The organism is Microbacterium sp. UBA3486, assembly GCF_002377845.1.
GTDB lineage: Bacteria > Actinomycetota > Actinomycetes > Actinomycetales > Microbacteriaceae > Microbacterium > Microbacterium maritypicum_A.
The window spans coordinates 13,911-31,330 of sequence record NZ_DFQP01000043.1 but is presented as its reverse complement, the minus strand read 5'-3'; the positions used below and the strand labels follow the sequence as shown (position 1 = coordinate 31,330).

Sequence of the window (17,420 nt, the reverse complement as noted above, 5' to 3'; positions counted from 1 at the left end):
TCAGAGCTTGCGCAGCAGCACCGTCTCGACATCGTGGTCGGCACCCTTGCGCAGCACCAGGCGCGCACGGTGCCTGGTGGGCATCACGTTCTCGACGAGGTTGGGCATGTTGATCTCGTTCCAGTAGCCGAGGGCCGTCGTGATCGCCTCGTCGTCCGTGAGGTGCGCGAACACGTTGAAGTAGGACGAGGGGTTGCTGAAGGCCGCCTGCCGGAGCGCGAGAAAGCGGTCGACGTACCACTTCTCGATATGCGACGTATCGGCGTCGACGAAGATCGAGAAGTCGAACAGGTCGCTCACGGCGACGTCGTTCGGCGCCGGCGGCGGCTGCAGCACGTTCAGACCCTCGACGATGACGACGTCGGGGCGACGCACCACGACGTTCGCGTCCGGCACGATGTCGTAGCGCATGTGCGAGTAGAACGGGGCGCGCACCTCGGTGGCACCGCTCTTGACCTCGGTGAGGAACTCGATCAGCGCGCGGCGGTCGTACGACTCGGGGAAACCCTTGCGGTCCATGATCCCGCGGCGCTCGAGCTCGGCGTTCGGGTACAGGAAGCCATCCGTGGTGACCAGCTCCACCCGGGGCGTCCCCGGCCAACGGCTCATGAGCTCGCGCAGCAGACGGGCGATGGTCGACTTGCCCACCGCCACGGAACCGGCCACGCCCACGACGAACGGCGTCGTGGTGTCGTCCTCCTGGAGGAAAGAGGAGGTCGCCGCCCCCAGCCGCTTCGTCGCCGTGGCGTACAGGCTCAGCAGGCGGCTCAGAGGCAGGTACACCTCGCGCACCTCGGTGAGCGAGAGACGGTCCCCGATTCCGCGGAGCTCGACGACCTCGGTCTCGGTGAGCGGCTGGTCGAGCCCGGCCGCGAGCCGCGCCCATTCCGCGCGTCCGATCTCCCGATAGGGCGACAGCGGCAGTGTGGGGTCGGCGGTGGTCACGGAGTACATCGTATCCGGGGGGCGAGTAGTCTCTTCCCGTGCGCCTGGGAGTCCTCGACATCGGATCCAACACCGTCCACATGCTCGCGGCCGACGTCCGTCCCGGTGGACGGCCGCTCGCGACGACGAGCGACAGGACGGTGCTGCGCCTCATGCGCTATCTCACCCCCGATGGCTCCATCTCAGAGGAGGGCGTCGCCGCCCTCGAGGAAGCGGTCGCGCAGGCACGGCGCGTCGCCGAGAACGAGCGTGTGGACGCACTGCTGGCCACCGCGACGAGCGCGGTTCGCGACGCACGCAATGGCAGCGAGGTCATCGCCCGTATCGAAGCGGCCCTCGGCCAGACGCTGCAGGTGCTCGACGGTGAGACCGAGGCCGAGCTGACGTTCCTCGCGGTGCGGCGCTGGTTCGGCTGGTCGGCCGGTCAGATCCTGCTCCTCGACATCGGCGGCGGCTCGCTGGAGATCGCCGCCGGCGCGGAGGAGATGCCGGACGCGGCCGCGTCCGTTCCGCTCGGCGCCGGACGCATGACGGTGCAGTTCCTGCCGCACGATCCTCCGGGCGAGACCGATGTGGAGCGGCTGCGCGCGCACGCGACGACGACCTTGGCCGATGTGCTGCCGCGGTTCGTCGCCCTCCCCCGCCCCGACCACGTCGTCGGATCGTCGAAGGCGATCCGCTCCCTTGCCCGCTTGGTCGGGTACCCGGTACCGGGATGGTCGGGAAGCGAGCGGATGCTGCTCCCCCGCGCCTCCCTCGGGTCGTGGATCCCGCGCCTCGCGCGCCTTCCCGCCTCCGCACGTCAGGAGCTGCCGGGCATCACTCCAGACCGGACGTTCCAGATCGTGGCCGCCGCGGTCTCTCTCCATACGGCGATGACGGCCCTCGACGTCGACGAGCTCGAAGTGTCGCCATGGGCTCTGCGCGAAGGCGTGCTGCTGAGGTACATCGAACAGCTCAACTGGTCCGCCCCTCGAACCTGAGCGGAGGATGACGCGGCGTGAACACGCCCTGTTGCCGCCTACCTCCCTGCCGGTATCCTCTGACGAAGCGAGCACCTCTCCCGCGGTCGCGGACCGAGGACGGGAGGCACGAGCCCGGCGAGCACCGACCTCATCGTTCGGCGCCGCCCATCGATCATCGGCGTCGGGGGGTGCTGAGTGAGTCCGGGAGAGGCGTTGGTCATCGGTTCGGCCGAACTGATGTCGCACGGTGTACGCGCAGTCGACGTTCCGGCGACGATCCGCGCGACGCGACGGACGCCCGGGCCGGTGATCCTGCTGTCGATGCAGGGCACGGCCACCGAGCTGGCGATCGACACCCCCACCGCGCACCCGGACCACGCCGTCTTCGCCTTCGTGGAGGCGGAGGGAATCTCGGCGAAGGAGCAGCACGGCCCGTGGATGCCGATCGGCAACGGGCTCGTGATCGCCCCACCCGGGATCGACCAGCGCGTCCGGTGTGCCGGCGCCTGGCGCATCACCGCCGCCTATGTTCCCCGCGCCGCGCTCGGGGCGTTCGTCGCGACGCTGCCCGCCACCAGTCGGGTCCTCGAGGAGCGGCGCCCGTTGGATCGCGCCATGCAGGCGTTCGTCGAGCAGGTCCTCACCGTCGACGACGACGCGACGGCGATCGAACGATATGCCATGGAGCATCTGATCGTGGAGATGAGCGGAGCGATCCTGCTCGACCGCGTCGACACGGCGTCCCCACAACGCTCTCCTCATGCCGCGCTGCGCGACCGCGCCATCGCCGTGATCGCGCAGCAGTGCGGAGACCCGGCGCTGAATCCCGACCTCGTCGCCCGCGAGGTGCAGGTCTCCCTCCGCCAGCTCCAGCTGGTCTTCGCCGAGGTGGAGAACAGCGTGGCCGGCGAGATCAGACACCAGCGCGCACGCCTCGCCCGATCGATTCTCCTCGACAGCGGCTTCGACGCGCTGAGCATCGAGCAGGTCTCGCAGCGCTCCGGCTTCCATTCCCCCATCAGCCTCCGTCGCGCGCTCCAGGAGGACTACGGCACCACACCGCGGGCACTGCGCGCCCACCGCGGCACGGGATCTCAGAGCGAAACGGGATCATCGAGCGGCGAACGCGAGACGGCCGATCGCTGAGATCAGCGATCGGCCGTCGTGCGAATCAGGTCGGATCAGAGCGACAGTCGCTCTTGGACCACCTCTGCGAGGCGTCCGGCGTAGGCGTGCACCGATTCCGCATCGGCCGCCTCCACCATCACGCGCACCAACGGCTCGGTGCCGGATTTGCGCAGCAGCACCCGTCCGGAGTCGCCGAGTTCGGACTCGATGTCGCGGACGGCTTGCTGCACGACCTCGTCGTCGGAGACGCGATCCTTGTCCACGTCACGCACATTGATGAGAACCTGCGGGTAGACCGTCATCACCGAGGCGAGCTCGGCGATCGACTTCTTCTGCCGCGCCATCTCGGCCACCAGGTGGAGACCCGTGAGGATTCCGTCACCGGTGGTGGCGTACTCGCTCATGATCACGTGACCGGACTGCTCACCGCCGAGGGCATACCCGCCCTCGTTCATGTCCTCGAGCACGTAACGGTCCCCGACTGCCGTCTGACGCACGGTGATCCCGTGCTCGCGCATGGCGACATGCAGACCGAGGTTGCTCATCACCGTCGCCACGAGCGTGTCGTCGGTGAGGTGGCCGCGCTCCTTCATCGACACCGCGAGGATGGCCATGATCTGGTCGCCGTCGATGTGATTGCCCTCGGCGTCCACGGCGAGGCAGCGGTCGGCGTCGCCGTCGTGAGCGATTCCGATGTCGGCCCCCAGACGCACGACCGCCTCGGCGAGGTTGTCGAGGTGAGTCGAGCCGACGCCGTCGTTGATGTTCCAGCCATCGGGGTCCGCACCGATCACGGTGACCTCTGCTCCGGCATCCCGGAACGTCTCCGGCGAGACACCGGAGGCTGCGCCATGGGCGCAATCCAGCACGACGTGAATGCCGTCCAGTCGATTCGGGAGCGATCCGAGGAGGTGCACGACGTAACGGTCCTCGGCGTCGGAGAACCGGTCGATGCGCCCGACACCGGCGCCGGTCGGCCGCAGCTTGTCGCCGGTCAGCGCCTCTTCGATGCGCAGCTCGACCACGTCGGGGAGCTTGTGCCCTCCGCGGGCGAAGATCTTGATGCCGTTGTCCGGCGCAGCGTTGTGAGACGCCGAGATCATCACGCCGAAATCGGCGTCACGGTCGGCGACGAGGAATGCGAGAGCAGGCGTCGGGATGACTCCCGCCTCGAGCACATCCACTCCGGAAGAGGCGAGACCCGCAGCCACGGCTGCGGCGATGAAATGTCCGGAGACCCTGGGGTCCCGGGCGACCACTGCGGTGAGTCGCTTACCTTCGGCTTTGCGAGCCTCCGCAGTACGGCCCTGGCCCAGGACGACAGCAGTCGCCTGGGCCAGGGTGAGCGCCAGGTCGGCGGTGAGGACGCCATTGGCGAGTCCTCGCACACCGTCCGTGCCAAAGATCGGCATCGGAGCAGTTGACCTTAACGCTTCGAGTACTGAGGCGCCTTACGGGCCTTCTTGAGTCCAGCCTTCTTGCGCTCCTTGACGCGGGCGTCGCGCGAGAGGAAGCCGGCCTTCTTCAGGGTCGGACGGTTGTTCTCCTCGTCGATGCCGTTCAGCGAACGGGCGATTCCGAGGCGAAGCGCACCGGCCTGACCCGAGGGGCCTCCGCCGGAGATGCGTGCGATGACGTCGTACGCACCGGCGAGGTTCAGCACGGTGAACGGGTCGTTGATCAGCTGCTGGTGCAGCTTGTTCGGGAAGTAGTCCTCGATCGTGCGGCCGTTGACCGTGATCGTGCCCGAGCCGGGGACGATGCGCACGCGGGCGATGGCCTGCTTGCGACGGCCGACAGCGGCACCCGGGACGCTGAGGACGGGGCGGGGAGCCGCCTCGACCACGTCGGTCTCGGGAGTCGACGTCGAGAAGTTCTGGGGGGTTTCGGTGGTGTCCTGGATGTCAGCCACGAGTATGTCCTTAAGTCTTTACGGCGCTTACTGGGCGACCTGGTCGAGGGTGTACGGCGTCGGCTGCTGCGCGGCGTGCGGGTGCTCGGCACCGACATACACCTTGAGCTTGGACAGCTGCTGGCGGCCGATGCTGTTCTTGGGGAGCATGCCACGGATGGCCTTCTCGACAGCGCGGACCGGGTTCTTCTCGAGGAGCTCGGCGTAGGTGACCGACTTCAGGCCGCCCGGGTAACCGGAGTGGCGGTAGGCCATCTTCTTCTGGAGCTTCTGACCCGTGAGCGCGACCTTCTCCGCGTTCACGATGATGACGAAGTCACCCGAGTCGATGTGGTTGGCGAAGGTCGGCTTGTGCTTGCCACGCAGGAGCGTTGCGGCGTGCGAGGCGAGACGGCCGAGAACGACGTCAGTGGCGTCGATGACGACCCAATCGCGCTGGACTTCGCCAGCCTTGGGGGTGTAAGTGCGCGTCACGATAGTGCTGCTTTCTTGTGTCGAACGGAGAAGTTCGTGAATCCCACTCCGGGGTGGTTCTTCCCGACAGGGAGGAACACGCCAGTGGAGGGCTCACGTTCGGACGATGCCCTTTCTCCGCGGACGGGGAAAGGCACCAAAGAGAAATCATACGCCACGCCGTGCGTATGCCCAAACCCTGGCCTCAGTCGGGCTTGACCGTGACGAGGATGGGACGGTGATCGCTCGCGCCCTGCGGGAGAGTCGTGATGCGTTCGATCTCGAAGCCGGTCGACGTGGCGAAGTCGTAGTGCCCCCGGAACACGCGGTAGCGCGTGTATGTGTGATCGTCGCTGAGCGACAGCGCATACCCGTGGTCTCGAACGGCCTGACCGAGGTTCTCCTTGAAGATCGGATAGTTGTAGTCCCCGACCATCAGCTGCGGCAGTCCCTCGCCGAGCGCAGCGAGCTCGGTGAGGGCGGCGCGGATCTGGTGACGTCGCAACGAGTTCAACGCGGTCAGCGGCGCGGCATGGAAGGAGGCGACGATGAAGTCCTGGCCATCGTCGATGTCGCGCAACCGTGCGCCGAGGACGCGCTCGTGCGCCGGCTTCGCGATGCGGTCGTGCAACGACTTCTTGAGGCCGAGCATGCGGATGGCCTGCAGATGGAATGTGCTCGCTCGATAGAAGAGCGCGAGCCCGAGACGATTGCCCTGCGTGGCGTCAGCCAGCACGAGGTCGCCGATCTGCGCGGGCAGCTCCGGAACATCGCACTCCTGCAGGCAGAGGACATCGGGGTCGTGCGCGCGCACGAGCGCGGCGAGTTCGCCGGCTGCCCGGTGCTTCTGGAGGTTGTACGAGATGACCTTCATGATCGTTCCCACGCTACTCCCGACCGCTGTGCGTGGGCTCCGCGCAGCCGCCCGACGGCGTGTCCGCGAGGCGATCGGTACCGGCGCCCGCGCCGATGAGGGCGTCGCGGGCCGCACCGTCACCGATCGCTGCGGGGATGGGGAGTTGTCCCCATCGACGGTGGTGTCGGGCTCCCCGTAGGGTGGGTGTTGTTCGGGCCGGAGGGGTCCGGTTCTCTCGATTTGCGGAGGTGTGGACGATGGCCGATTTCGGTGCGTCTTATGCGGAGATGGAGCAGGTGGCGTCGTCGCTGTCGCAGGCTCGTGATGACATTCAGGGGCAGTTGGACACGTTGAAGGGTCAGGTGGACACTCTTCTGGGTGAGGACTTCAAGACGCAGCATGCGTCGGGGAAGTTCGGTGAGGGGTACACGGAGTTGACGACGGGTCTGAAGACCGCGGTCGACGGCATCAACGACATGTCCGAGTCGCTGCTGGGCATGATGCGGGCGATCCAGGACCTGGACCAGCAGCTCGCCGGCAGCTGACACACAGTCTCGAGGAGGGGTCGACGGTTCGCCGTCGGCCCCTTCTTCGTGCCCTCGGGGCCGGGGGCGCTCGGACGGGCTCTCAGCGGGTAGAGGTGTGCACGGCGGCCGCGTCGGCCAGGTGCCGCGCGTCATGATTCAGCACCTTCACGATGATGCCGTGCTTGCGCAGTTCGGCCACGGTGCGGGCACCTTCGTCCGCGTCGAGGCCGAGAGCCTTGATGTTCACGACGACCACCACGTCGCCGATGCGCAGGGTCGAGATGAGGCGCGCGAGGCGGTCGTTCCAGCTCTCCAGGATGTCGGGCGCCGGGTGACGGAATCCTTCGATCGGCACACCGAAACGGGTGAGATCTTCGCGCTGCTCGACTACTGACGGCAGACCTTCGCGGGCGACGACGAGACCGACCAGGCGTGAACCGTCGGGGCGGGCGGTCCAGAAGTTGCGGTTCTGCTGCAACTCGGTGAAGCACTTCGGGCAGGACGCCGCATCGTGCGGCAGGTGCAGGGGACTCGTCAGAGCCTCTTCGACCGATGCCGTGGTCTTCGTGGGATCAACCGTCTCGCTCATCGCGCACCTCCGGCATCCATTCTGCCCTGTCGGCGTGCGTCGCGGTGACCGCATTCACAAGAGGCCGAGGCTCTGCACCGTCTCGCGTTCCTGCTGCAGTTCGGCCACCGAGGCATCGATCCGGGTGCGTGCCCACTCGCTCAACTCGAGTCCCTCCACGACGTGCCACTCACCGTCGATCGACCGCACCGGGAAGGACGAGATCAGGCCCTCCGGAACGCCGTATTCGCCGTGGGAGACGACGCCGGCCGACGTCCAATCGTCGGTGCCCCGCACCCAGTCGCGCACGTGGTCGATGGTCGCACTCGCCGCCGATGCCACCGACGAGGAGCCCCGCACCTCGATGATCTCCGCCCCACGCTTCGCCACGCGGGGGATGAACGTCTGGTCGAGCCAGGCGGGAACATCGCCCACGATCTGCTCGAGCGCCTCTCCCACCGGCCGGCCGCCCACGGTCGCGTGGGAGATGTCCGGGAACTGGGTCGCCGAGTGGTTGCCCCAGATGGGCACGCGGCGAACCGTGTGCACCGGAGCACCCAGCGTCAGTGCGAGCTGAGCCCGCGCGCGGTTCTCGTCGAGCCGTGTCAGGGCGGTGAAGCGCTCGGCGGGCACGCCATCGGCCGAGGCGGCGGCGATCAGCGCGTTCGTGTTGGCGGGGTTGCCGACCACGGTGACGCGCACGCCGGATGCGGCATTCGCCGCGATGGCCGCACCCTGCGGTCCGAAGATGCCGCCGTTGGCCGCGAGCAGGTCGCCGCGCTCCATGCCGGGCCCGCGCGGACGTGCACCGACGAGCAGGGCGAGGTCGCAGCCGTCGAATCCCACTGCAGCGTCATCCGTCACCTCGACGTGCTCGAGCAGTCCGAACGCCCCGTCCTGCAACTCGAGCGCCGCACCCTCCGCGGCACCGAGCCCCTGCGGGATCTCCAGCAGCCGCAGACGCACCTTCTCATCCGGGCCGAGCAGGTCGCCCGCCGCGATGCGGAACAGCAGTGCGTAGCCGATCTGTCCGCCGGCTCCGGTGATGGTGATCGTGGTCGTCATGCCCCGAGCCTACGTCCGTTCGATGGGCCTCCGCTCGGAGTACCCTCGTCCCATGACCTTCAATCCCGATGCCGACATCTCCGGCAACACCACGCGTCGTCGCGGGCGCACGGCAGCGATCGCCGGTGGCGCGGGCGTGGGCGTGCTCGGCATCATCGCGCTCATCGCCGGGCCTCTGCTCGGCATCGACCTGACCGGGTTGCTGGGTGGCGGAGCGCCGAGCGGAGGCAGCGAACCAGCTGGCGGATCGGTCATCGAGAACTGCAAGACCGGTGCGGATGCCAACGCCGATGTCGACTGCCGCATGGCGGGTGCGCAGCTCGCGCTCGACGAGTTCTGGGCGGACAATGTCGAGGGCTATCGCAAGCCGCAGATGATCGTCGTCGACGGATCGACGCCGACACAGTGCGGTACGGCGTCGAACGCCGTGGGGCCGTTCTACTGCCCCCCGGAGGAAGGGGTGTACGTCGACCCGACGTTCTTCCAACTCATGCAACAGCAGTTCGGGGCCTCCGCCGGCAATCTCGCGCAGCTGTACATCGTGGGGCACGAGTGGGGTCACCACATCCAGAACATCACGGGCGATATGGATGCCTACCCGAACAACGGCACGGGTCCGGGAAGCAACGGGGTGCGGATCGAGCTGCAGGCCGACTGCTACGCCGGGGTCTGGCTCGGTCGCATGACCGAGCAGAAGGATGTCGACGGCGATCCGTACCTGCTGAAGCCCACCGAACCGCAGATCGAGGACGCTCTGAACGCGGCAGAGGCCGTCGGCGACGACCACATCCAGGAGCAGTCCGGGTTCTCGAATCCGGAGACCTGGACGCACGGATCCAGCGAGCAGCGACAGCGCTGGTTCGCCGAGGGCTATCAGAACGGGCTGGGCGTCTGCGCGCAGGTGCTGACGCTTCCCGCCGATCAGTTGGACCCGTGATGCCGGGTGGGTCGGCGAACGTCCGCTACCGTTGACGAAGTAGTCAGCACGACCGGCTGGGGGGCCGATGATGAAGAAGACGGATGCACTGTATCCACCGATCGAACCGTACGAGACAGGGGAACTCCTCGTCGGTGACGGCCACCGGGTCTACTGGGAGGTCAGCGGTAACCCCGAGGGCAAGCCGGTGGTGTTCCTCCACGGCGGTCCCGGCAGCGGGACGTCGCCGTGGCAGCGGCGGTTCTTCGATCCGAAGCGCTACCGCATCGTGTTGCTGGACCAGCGCGGCTGTGGGCGCAGCACCCCGCATGCGAGTGCACCCGACGCCGACTTCCGTCACATCACGACGGCCCATCTGATCGCCGACATCGAACTTCTGCGCAAGAATCTCGGCGTCGCGAAGTGGCAGGTGTTCGGCGGATCGTGGGGCAGCGCACTGGCGCTCGCCTACGCGCAGGCGCACCCGGAAGCCGTGACCGAGCTGGTGCTCCGAGGCATCTTCACCCTGCGTCGAGTCGAACTGGAGTGGTTCTACGAGGGTGGTGCCGCGGCGCTGTTCCCCGATCTCTGGGAGAGATTCCTCGCGCCGATCCCCGTGCTGGAGCGCTCGCACATGATCGAGGCGTATCACCGTCGACTGTTCGACCCCGATCCCGCCGTGCACGTGCCGGCGGCGGTCGCCTGGTCCACCTGGGAGGCATCGACCGTCACGCTGACTCCGGATGCCGCGCAGATCGAGGCGATGTCGGATCCGGCGAAGGCCACGGCGTTCGCCCGCATCGAGAACCATTTCTTCGTCAATCGCGGCTGGTGGGAGGAAGGGCAGCTGATCGCCGGTGTCGACGTCATCCGTCATATCCCGACGGTCATCGTGCAGGGACGACATGATGTCGCGACACCGATGATGACCGCATGGGATCTGCACCGCGCCTGGCCCGAGGCGGAGTTCGTCGTGGTCGACGATGCCGGTCACGCGGCCACAGAGCCCGGCACGCAGAAGGCGCTCCGAGCAGCGACCGATCGGTTCGCGCGATCGACGCGTTGACCGTCAGGCCTGCAGCGCCTTCGTCAGCGTCTTCACGAGCCCGGTGATGCTGCCGTCCACCCGGTAGCGGGTCAGCCCTTCGCTGACGGCCGCCCCGGTGCGCGCGGAGACGAACCAGGGCGGCTTCGGCAGGATCGTGAATCGTCCACCGCCGTTCGCGATCGGCAGCGACCGGGGGAACGGGCGGAAAGGGCCGCGCAGCACCGAGCGTTCGACGCCGTCGAGCAGGAGGGCGTTGTGCACCACACCGATGCCGCTGCCGACGTCGCCGATCGTTCCACCAGGGAACGCGCCCCACGTGAGGGTGGGGGTGATGAAGGCGAACGCCGTCCAGCTGTTGATCGCGATGGACCCGTAGTGGAGCGCGGCGATGGCCCGCTCGAAGCCGGCGCCGAGCGACTTCTCGGTCGCGGGGTCGATCACCAGGTTCGCGCCGAGGGTGCCCTGGAGCTTGTCGTTGGCGTGGGTCACGGCGGCGTCCAGGAAGTCCTGGCCCGTGCCCGGCACGGTCACGACGCCCAGCACGGGGGCGAAGTACTCGGTGCTCTCCAGTGCCGTCGGATCGTCGTCGGCATCGATCTCGACGAGCAGCCGGTCGCCCAGCACGAGCGCGTCGGGGTACGCGTCGGTCGCGAGCTCCATCCGCGAGGAGGAACCGGGGTACCAGATCGGGCGCTCCGGGGCGTTGGCGTATGCGCGCCGCAGCGCTGCGCGGAAGGCATCCGCCTGGTCCCAGTCGGACGAGATGATCACGACCTGGCCGGCGATGCAGTTGTGCCCGCAGTTCTGCAGCCGCATGGTCGCGATGTGCTCGGCCTGGTAGGTGAGGTCGGCATCGGTCCAGGCGCCGGGCACGACGATGATGGGGGAGACGCCGCCGAGCTCAGCCGTGATGGGCTTCTTCAGCTGGGGGCGATCCTCACGACGTCGTCGCTTCGTCGCCGCCGCGCCCTCGCCCTTCGACGGACCCCAGACGATGGTGTCGAACGTCGCCGCCGAGCCGGTGATGTGCACGTGCACGAGTCCGGGGTGGCCCGTGAGGTAGGCGCCGACCTCGGGCCCGCCGCGGACGATGCGCAGGAACCCGGGCTCGATGAGCGGCGCGAGTGCGCGCTTGTAGACCGGCACCAGCGCATCCTGTGTCGGATTCACCTTGAGCAGAGCCGTGCGGTTATGGGCGAGCAGCTCGTAGAGCACGTCGAGCACCGGGATCGACGTCACGTTCCCCGCCCCGAGCACGAGGCCCACGCCGCCCGACTCGGTGGGCGTGCGTTGCGCGAGGCCGGCCGCTGCGCGCGCGGAACCGGGGGTGATCCCCGGTTCCAGCCAGACCTCGCCAGTGAAGCCCGACAACAGGAACCCGTCGATGCCGGTGAGGGGGAAGGCGTGCACGCGGGTGCGTCCTCCGGGCGCGCGATCGATCGCGATCCCGTCGAGCGGGTTCACACCGTTCGCCAGGCGCGAGAGGGTCTCGACATAGGCGTCGAGCGCGCCGAGCACGCTGTACGGTCCGCTGAGCCACTCTTCACCGCGCAGGGGGTGCCGCGCGTCGAGGCCCTTCGAGGCGGCGGCCGTGTGCGCCCAGTCCTCCGCGGTGGCGGCGACGCTCGTGCGCACCGCGCGCAGCAGCGTCGCCCGTTGGGCGACGGTGAGGGCAGACCAGGTGCGCGTTCCGGTCTGAAGGGCATCGACCGCGGCGTCGAGCCGTTCTCTTTCCCCTTCGCCCAGCTCGGGGGCTGCGCTTCCCGACGCGCGCTTCGAGGTCGGAGCGGAGGTGGCTGTTGTGCTCGCAGAAGTCATCGACGTCTCCTTCGGACGGGATCCCAGCTTAGGCGTCGAAGGGCTCGAGGGCATCGATGTCCGCTCGGCGCAGGTGGTAGTGGCGGAGGGTCAGCAGACTCCCGGCCATCAGCACGGCGGGCAGCGCGCTGAAGCTGAGCACGATGCCCGTGACGGCCGCGTCCGGCTGTTCGACCGTGGCGCCTGCGACGGTCGAGATGTAGCCGGTGGCCGCGAGGGTCAACGACACTGCGGTCGCACCGAGTGCGAAGCCCACGGTCTCGCCCGCGGTCCAGATGCCGGTGAAGGTGCCGGCCTGTCCCGCTCCGCTGGTGCGTTCGTCGTGCGAGATCACATCGGGCAGCATGGCCATCGGCAGCGACTGGAGTCCTGCGTAAGCGACGCCGGCCACCGCGACGGAAACGTAGATCCAGGCACCGGGTGACCAGACGGCGAAGACGAGCGATGCCGCGGCCGCGGTGAACAGCACGCTGGCCATCGCGAACGCCCGCTCCTTGCCGACCCGTCGCGCGATCACGGTCCATCCCGGGGTGGCGAGCAGTGCCGGGCCCACCAGCGCGACGAAGACGAAGGTGACCGCGTCCTCCGACCGCAGCACCCAGGTCGCCACGTACTGCGCGCCGGCGAGCATCGTTCCCGTTGCGAGCGCCTGCAGCACGAACGTCCCCAGGAGTGCACGGAAGGGCTGGCTGCGTCCGAGTGCGCGGAAGCCCGACATGTACTGGTGCCGCCAGGTCGAAGCGACGGCGGCGGCAGCGTCAGCGGTGGTGACGGGGGAGACTGCGGTGCGCTTCGCCGCCACATCCGCCGTCCGGGAGGCGATCAGCATGCCGATGCCGATCGCGATACCCGAGGCGATGCCCATCAAGAGGTAGCCCCGCACAGGGTCGTCGCCGGCATTGCGCAGTGCGGGGCCACCGGCGCCGAACAGCAGGATGGCTGCCGTCAGCACGACCACGCGCCACCCGAGCAGGCGCGTGCGTTCGTCGTAGCTGCCGGTCAGTTCCGCGGGCAGGGCGACGTACGGCACCTGGAACAGGCTGAATGCCGTCGCGGTCGCCAGGAAGGCCAGCAGCACGCTGATCGCTCCGACGACCGGTCCCCAGGAAGGCGGTACGGCGAAGGTGAGGGCGAAGAAGAGGGGCAGAGCGAGCGCACCGGTCACCATGAACCCGCGGCGCGACCCGGTGCGGGCGAGCTGGTGATCGGACGCGGCCCCGATCAGCGGGTCGATCAGCACGTCCCAGATCTTCGCCGCCGTGACGATCAGACCGGCGGCGAGGGCAGCGACACCGAGATTGTCGGTGAGGAAGTAGGTCAGCACGAGGCCCGGCAGTGTCGCATAGCCGCCAGTTCCGAGCGAGCCGATCGCGTACAGCACGATCGTTCGCGGAGAAAGACGGACGGGCGCTCGTTCGGGCCGAGCCTCGGTGCTCATCGCGCCAGTGTAGTGGCGCGATGCCGCGGGGTCAGATCAGTGAGAGCTCGCGCAGCTTCGACTCGACATCGGCATTCGACGGCTCGACGTGGTGCGAGGCATCGGGGTACACGACGACGGGGATGTTGGTGCGGCCCGAGATCTCCTTCGCCACGTCTGCGGCTGCGGGCTCGGCGACCAGGTCGACGTACGTGTACTCGACACCGAGCGCGTCGAGCTGCTTCTTGGTGCGGATGCAGTCGCGGCACCAGTCGGCGCCGAACATCGTGATGGTGTCGGAAGCAGGAGAAGTCATGCATCCAGCCTACGGCCGCGCGGATGAGGTGGCGCTGAGTGCCGGCTGGGCACACGGTGGGGCATTCCGGACTCATCCCTTGTAAGTAAGGGTGCCCTAACTTAGGCTGGGGCCATGAGTGGCGCATGCGAGCATCTGGAGGATCCCGATTGGGACGACATCGAGGGTGCCGTGCTCATCGCCGGCGACGCCGCCGACGCCGGCTTCATCGCGAGCATCGCCGCGCGGTTGCCGTGGGACGCGCAGGGCGTCGTCATCCTCGAAGCGGCGGCACGCATCCAGTTCCGACACATCGACGTCCCCGACGGGGTGTCGGTGCGCTGGCTCGTGCGTGGAGACGGAACGAGGGCGCACACGCGCGGCGAACGGCTCGCGAACGCCGTGCACGCGTGGTGTGTGGAGTGGGCATGTAGTGAGCCGCCGTCGCAGTGGACGGTGTGGCTCGGGCCGCATACTCCGCCGCATGTGGCGCGCATGGCGCGCAGTCTGCTCGGCGTCGCCAACTGACCTCACGTCGGCGGGTGGCGCACCGAACGGGTGACGATGGGCTGCTCGGGGTCTCAGCGCACCGAGGCGACGGCGGGAGCGTTCGCGCCCGCGGTGATCGCGTCGAGTGCGCGACGCAGCGACGAGCTCGACGTGTGCGCCGTGTACGGGAAGTACACGACCTCGACGCCGACCTCGGCGAACTCGCGCTCCAGGCGCAGACCCTTCTCGGTGCCGCGCCAGTCGTCGCCCTTGAAGAAGTGCGTGAACTGCACGTCGCGCCACGAGTCCATCTTCGACGGCGTCGTCTCGACGTAGACGTCATCGACGAACGAGATGTGCTTCACGATCTCCGCCCGCTCGGCCGTCGGGATGACGGGCTCGATGCCCTTCACCTGACGCAGCATCTCGTCGCTGACGACGCCAGCGATCAGAATGTCGCAGTGCTGCTTGGCGTGACGAAGAAGGTTGAGATGCCCGACGTGAAACAGGTCGAAAGCACCAACGGCATAGCCGATACGCGTCCCCATGATCTCCCCAGATCAGTAATTCCCCAGTAAGCGGATCCCCATCCGCTTCGCGACTCCCACAGCCGCGGTTCGAAAGTCTAGCAGGTCCGGGTTTCCTCCCGCATAGGAACCCGTGGAACGATGGAGGCCGCACGCGATGCGCGTGGGGGACAGGGGGCGGACGTGGGGACACCGGTCACGGTCATCGTGCCGACGTTCAACGAGCGCGACAACATCGCCGAGCTCGTGGCACGGACTGCGGTCGCGCTCGAGGGGTGGGGCGCCGAGATCCTGTTCGTCGACGACAGCACCGATGACACGGCGGCCGAGGTCGCGCGGGTGGCAGCAGATGCTCCGCTCCCCGTGCGCGTGATCCACCGCTCCGAGAACACGGGTGGACTGGGCGGCGCCGTCGTCGTCGGACTCGAGGCCGCGGCCTTCGACATCTGCATCGTGATGGACGGCGACCTGCAGCATCCGCCCGAACTCCTCCCCGCCCTGCTCGCACGATATGCGCAGGGAGACGCCGATGTCGTCGCCGCGTCCCGCTACATCGGCGGAGGGGACACGAGCGGCCTCGGCACCGCTGTGCGCTTCGGCGTCTCCCGCGTCGCGACGTGGCTGACGCGGGCGATGTTCCCGATCCGTCTCGCCCGCAGCACCGACCCGATGACCGGGTTCTTCCTGGTCGATCGCGGTCGTCTCGACCTCTCGACGCTCCAACCCCGGGGTTTCAAGATCCTCCTCGAGATCCTCGCTCGCAACGATCTGCGCATCGCCGAGGTGCCGATGGAGTTCGCCGAACGTCGACACGGCACGTCCAAGGCGAGCATGCGTCAGGGGGCGATGTTCCTCGAGCACCTCGCGCGCCTGCGCTTCGGCAAGATGTCGTTGTTCGCACTGATCGGCGCGATCGGCGCCGCGGCCAACCTCGGGATCATGTGGGCGCTGACCGCCGCAGGGGTCCCGTACATCTGGGCGGCGATCATCGGTGCCGAGGTCACGATCATCGGCAACTTCGTGCTGCAGGAGCGCTTCGTGTTCGCCGACATGCGGACCGACGCGCGCGCCCTCGGCATCCGCTTCGCCAGCTCCTTCGCGTTCAACAACATCGAGGCCGCACTGCGGATCCCGGTGATGGCTCTGATGGTCGAGTCGTGGCACATCTCGAGCGTCGTCGCGACCGGCCTCTCGCTCATCGTGGCGTTCTTCGCCCGCTTCCTGTTCCACTCGCTCGTCGTGTACGCGCCTCAGCGGCGACGCAAGGGTGAGGGCGATGGCGCCGAGCCCCCGACGGACACCGCGGCCCAGCGCGTGATCCGTGCCATCGATGCCGAGGTGATGAAGCCCGGCGAGCTCTGAGGGCGGGGCTCCTTCCGGAGCCGGTTTCGAGGGCGCTCGGCAACTCCTCTCTTGCCAGGACGGGCGAGGAGGTCCATAGTGGGCTCGTGGAATTCGAGGGCGGTCCCTCGCTGTCTCTCACCTGGGCGCATCGTGTCGAACAGTCGGCGCGCACCTGGGAGCAGAGCCACGCCAGGGGAGAGGTGCCCAGCATCTGGCCGTACGGTCTCGATGCACTGCGTGACCACGCGGCGGTCGAGGTGATCGACCTCGCCCCGCCGGGCCGCGTCGCGCGAGCTCGTGCGCGATTTTCCATGGGGCCGCGCCCCGTCGACGGTCTCACGCTGACGTGGGATGAGAACACGGCCTATCGGATGCAGACGACCCACCCGCGGACCCGATTCGCCACCGGGGTGATCTGGCTCACGGATATGGCCGAGACCGGGGAGGCACCGGCACGGATGGTCGCGATGCTCGGCAGGGCAGAGGCCGCCTGGGTGCTCAGCGACGCACAGGTCGAACCCCTGCGAACGATGCTCGGGCACGGACCGACGCGCGTGTTCGCTGTCCCTTTCGGCATCGACAGCGCGTTCTTCGTCCCGAGGTCCTATCCGGACCGGCCGCGCATCGTGAGCGTGGGGAACGACCGCGACCGCGACCCCGCCACCCTCTATGCGGCGCTCGCCCGGGTCCTCGCCATCCGTCCGGAGACCGAGGCGGTGGTTCAGACGCGGTCGGATCTCGACCCGCCGGAGGGGGTCCGGGTCGTGCGGCACATGCCGCATGCCGACCTCCGCGACCTCTACGCCACCGCGAGCGTGGTCGTCATCCCGACCCGGCCGAACCTCCATGCCTCCGGGATGACGGTCGCACTCGAAGCGCTCGCGACGGCGCGTCCTGTCGTCGTCACCGATACCCCGGGGATGGAGCAGTACGTGAGCGAGGGGCGCACCGGCCACCTCGTTCGTCCGGAGGATCCCGCCGAGCTCGCCCTCGCGCTGCTCCGGCTGCTCGACGATCCGGGACATGCCGCCGAGCTCGGGCGGAACGGCCGGATCGAGGTGGAGCGGCGTTTCACGACGCAGATCATGGTCGCATCTCTCGTGCGAGGGCTGCTGGCCCCCGCCTGACGATGCGCCGGGTGCTGCCG

19 protein-coding genes are annotated in these 17,420 nt (G+C 68.3%); 8 read left to right on the top strand and 11 right to left on the bottom strand.

The features are described from left to right. Entirely contained in the window at positions 1 to 954 is a 954-nt protein-coding gene (coaA, locus tag B2869_RS06370) for a type I pantothenate kinase (RefSeq protein ID WP_292763994.1), read from the bottom strand. 29 nt (positions 955 to 983) lie between these two features. On the opposite strand from coaA, the gene B2869_RS06365 reads away from it, so the two are divergent. Together B2869_RS06365 and B2869_RS06360 are read left to right on the top strand one after the other, a co-directional pair. Then, a complete protein-coding gene (locus tag B2869_RS06365; RefSeq protein WP_292763991.1) occupies positions 984 to 1,928 on the top strand; it encodes a Ppx/GppA phosphatase family protein in 945 nt (314 codons plus the stop codon). A 177-nt stretch (positions 1,929 to 2,105) separates the two neighbouring features. After that, entirely contained in the window at positions 2,106 to 3,056 is a 951-nt protein-coding gene (locus B2869_RS06360) for a helix-turn-helix domain-containing protein (protein WP_292763988.1), read from the top strand. Positions 3,057 to 3,091: 35 nt separating this feature from the next. Here the strand turns inward: B2869_RS06360 and glmM are convergent, their stop codons facing one another. From glmM to B2869_RS06340, 4 genes are all read right to left on the bottom strand, one after another. Then, a complete protein-coding gene (gene glmM, locus B2869_RS06355; protein WP_292763985.1) occupies positions 3,092 to 4,450 on the bottom strand; it encodes a phosphoglucosamine mutase in 1,359 nt (452 codons plus the stop codon). A 14-nt stretch (positions 4,451 to 4,464) separates the two neighbouring features. Beyond that, positions 4,465 to 4,950, bottom strand: a complete 486-nt coding sequence (gene rpsI, locus B2869_RS06350) for a 30S ribosomal protein S9 (protein WP_017828210.1) — start codon at positions 4,948 to 4,950, stop codon at positions 4,465 to 4,467. A 27-nt stretch (positions 4,951 to 4,977) separates the two neighbouring features. Further along, the gene (gene rplM, locus B2869_RS06345; protein WP_017828209.1) at positions 4,978 to 5,424 is read right to left on the bottom strand and encodes a 50S ribosomal protein L13; all 447 of its coding nucleotides are present in this window, start codon (positions 5,422 to 5,424) and stop codon (positions 4,978 to 4,980) included. Positions 5,425 to 5,608: 184 nt separating this feature from the next. After that, positions 5,609 to 6,277: an endonuclease/exonuclease/phosphatase family protein gene (locus tag B2869_RS06340; protein WP_292763978.1), complete on the bottom strand. Its 669-nt coding sequence runs from the start codon at positions 6,275 to 6,277 to the stop codon at positions 5,609 to 5,611. Between the two features lie 239 nt (positions 6,278 to 6,516). Between B2869_RS06340 and B2869_RS06335 the strand changes: the two genes are divergently transcribed. Beyond that, on the top strand, positions 6,517 to 6,804 hold the full coding sequence (locus tag B2869_RS06335; protein ID WP_028501988.1) for a WXG100 family type VII secretion target: 288 nt from the start codon (positions 6,517 to 6,519) through the stop codon (positions 6,802 to 6,804). Positions 6,805 to 6,886: 82 nt separating this feature from the next. Here the strand turns inward: B2869_RS06335 and B2869_RS06330 are convergent, their stop codons facing one another. Beyond that, positions 6,887 to 7,375: a dehydrogenase gene (locus B2869_RS06330; RefSeq protein ID WP_292763966.1), complete on the bottom strand. Its 489-nt coding sequence runs from the start codon at positions 7,373 to 7,375 to the stop codon at positions 6,887 to 6,889. A 54-nt stretch (positions 7,376 to 7,429) separates the two neighbouring features. Then, a complete protein-coding gene (locus tag B2869_RS06325) occupies positions 7,430 to 8,419 on the bottom strand; it encodes a malate dehydrogenase (RefSeq protein WP_292763964.1) in 990 nt (329 codons plus the stop codon). Positions 8,420 to 8,471: 52 nt separating this feature from the next. Between B2869_RS06325 and B2869_RS06320 the strand changes: the two genes are divergently transcribed. Both B2869_RS06320 and pip read left to right on the top strand, forming a co-directional pair. Next, on the top strand, positions 8,472 to 9,356 hold the full coding sequence (locus tag B2869_RS06320; protein ID WP_292763961.1) for a KPN_02809 family neutral zinc metallopeptidase: 885 nt from the start codon (positions 8,472 to 8,474) through the stop codon (positions 9,354 to 9,356). A gap of 67 nt (positions 9,357 to 9,423) precedes the next feature. Then, a complete protein-coding gene (gene pip, locus B2869_RS06315) occupies positions 9,424 to 10,401 on the top strand; it encodes a prolyl aminopeptidase (RefSeq protein ID WP_292763958.1) in 978 nt (325 codons plus the stop codon). Positions 10,402 to 10,404: 3 nt separating this feature from the next. Here the strand turns inward: pip and B2869_RS06310 are convergent, their stop codons facing one another. The 3 genes from B2869_RS06310 to B2869_RS06300 are packed head-to-tail and all read right to left on the bottom strand — an operon-like array spanning position 10,405 to position 13,934. Further along, positions 10,405 to 12,201: an aldehyde dehydrogenase family protein gene (locus tag B2869_RS06310; RefSeq protein WP_292763955.1), complete on the bottom strand. Its 1,797-nt coding sequence runs from the start codon at positions 12,199 to 12,201 to the stop codon at positions 10,405 to 10,407. 28 nt (positions 12,202 to 12,229) lie between these two features. Further along, positions 12,230 to 13,639 carry an MFS transporter gene (locus tag B2869_RS06305; protein ID WP_292763952.1) on the bottom strand — a complete coding sequence of 470 codons (1,410 nt, stop codon included), beginning with the start codon at positions 13,637 to 13,639 and terminating at the stop codon, positions 12,230 to 12,232. Between the two features lie 31 nt (positions 13,640 to 13,670). Further along, positions 13,671 to 13,934 (bottom strand): glutaredoxin family protein, encoded by a 264-nt coding sequence (locus tag B2869_RS06300; protein WP_017831447.1) that lies wholly within the window; start codon positions 13,932 to 13,934, stop codon positions 13,671 to 13,673. A gap of 114 nt (positions 13,935 to 14,048) precedes the next feature. Between B2869_RS06300 and B2869_RS06295 the strand changes: the two genes are divergently transcribed. Further along, complete coding sequence (locus B2869_RS06295; protein ID WP_017831448.1) at positions 14,049 to 14,441, top strand: SIP domain-containing protein; 393 nt, start codon at positions 14,049 to 14,051, stop codon at positions 14,439 to 14,441. Between the two features lie 53 nt (positions 14,442 to 14,494). Here B2869_RS06295 and B2869_RS06290 read toward each other — a convergent pair whose 3' ends face one another. Next, positions 14,495 to 14,950, bottom strand: coding sequence for an adenylyltransferase/cytidyltransferase family protein (locus B2869_RS06290; protein WP_021198753.1), 456 nt, complete (start codon positions 14,948 to 14,950; stop codon positions 14,495 to 14,497). A 120-nt stretch (positions 14,951 to 15,070) separates the two neighbouring features. Here B2869_RS06290 and B2869_RS06285 point away from each other — a divergent pair, with 120 nt between their 5' ends. Both B2869_RS06285 and B2869_RS06280 read left to right on the top strand, forming a co-directional pair. After that, positions 15,071 to 16,291: a glycosyltransferase gene (locus B2869_RS06285; RefSeq protein ID WP_292763940.1), complete on the top strand. Its 1,221-nt coding sequence runs from the start codon at positions 15,071 to 15,073 to the stop codon at positions 16,289 to 16,291. An 86-nt stretch (positions 16,292 to 16,377) separates the two neighbouring features. After that, positions 16,378 to 17,400 (top strand): glycosyltransferase family 4 protein, encoded by a 1,023-nt coding sequence (locus tag B2869_RS06280; protein ID WP_292763938.1) that lies wholly within the window; start codon positions 16,378 to 16,380, stop codon positions 17,398 to 17,400. Positions 17,401 to 17,420 lie beyond the last annotated feature (20 nt).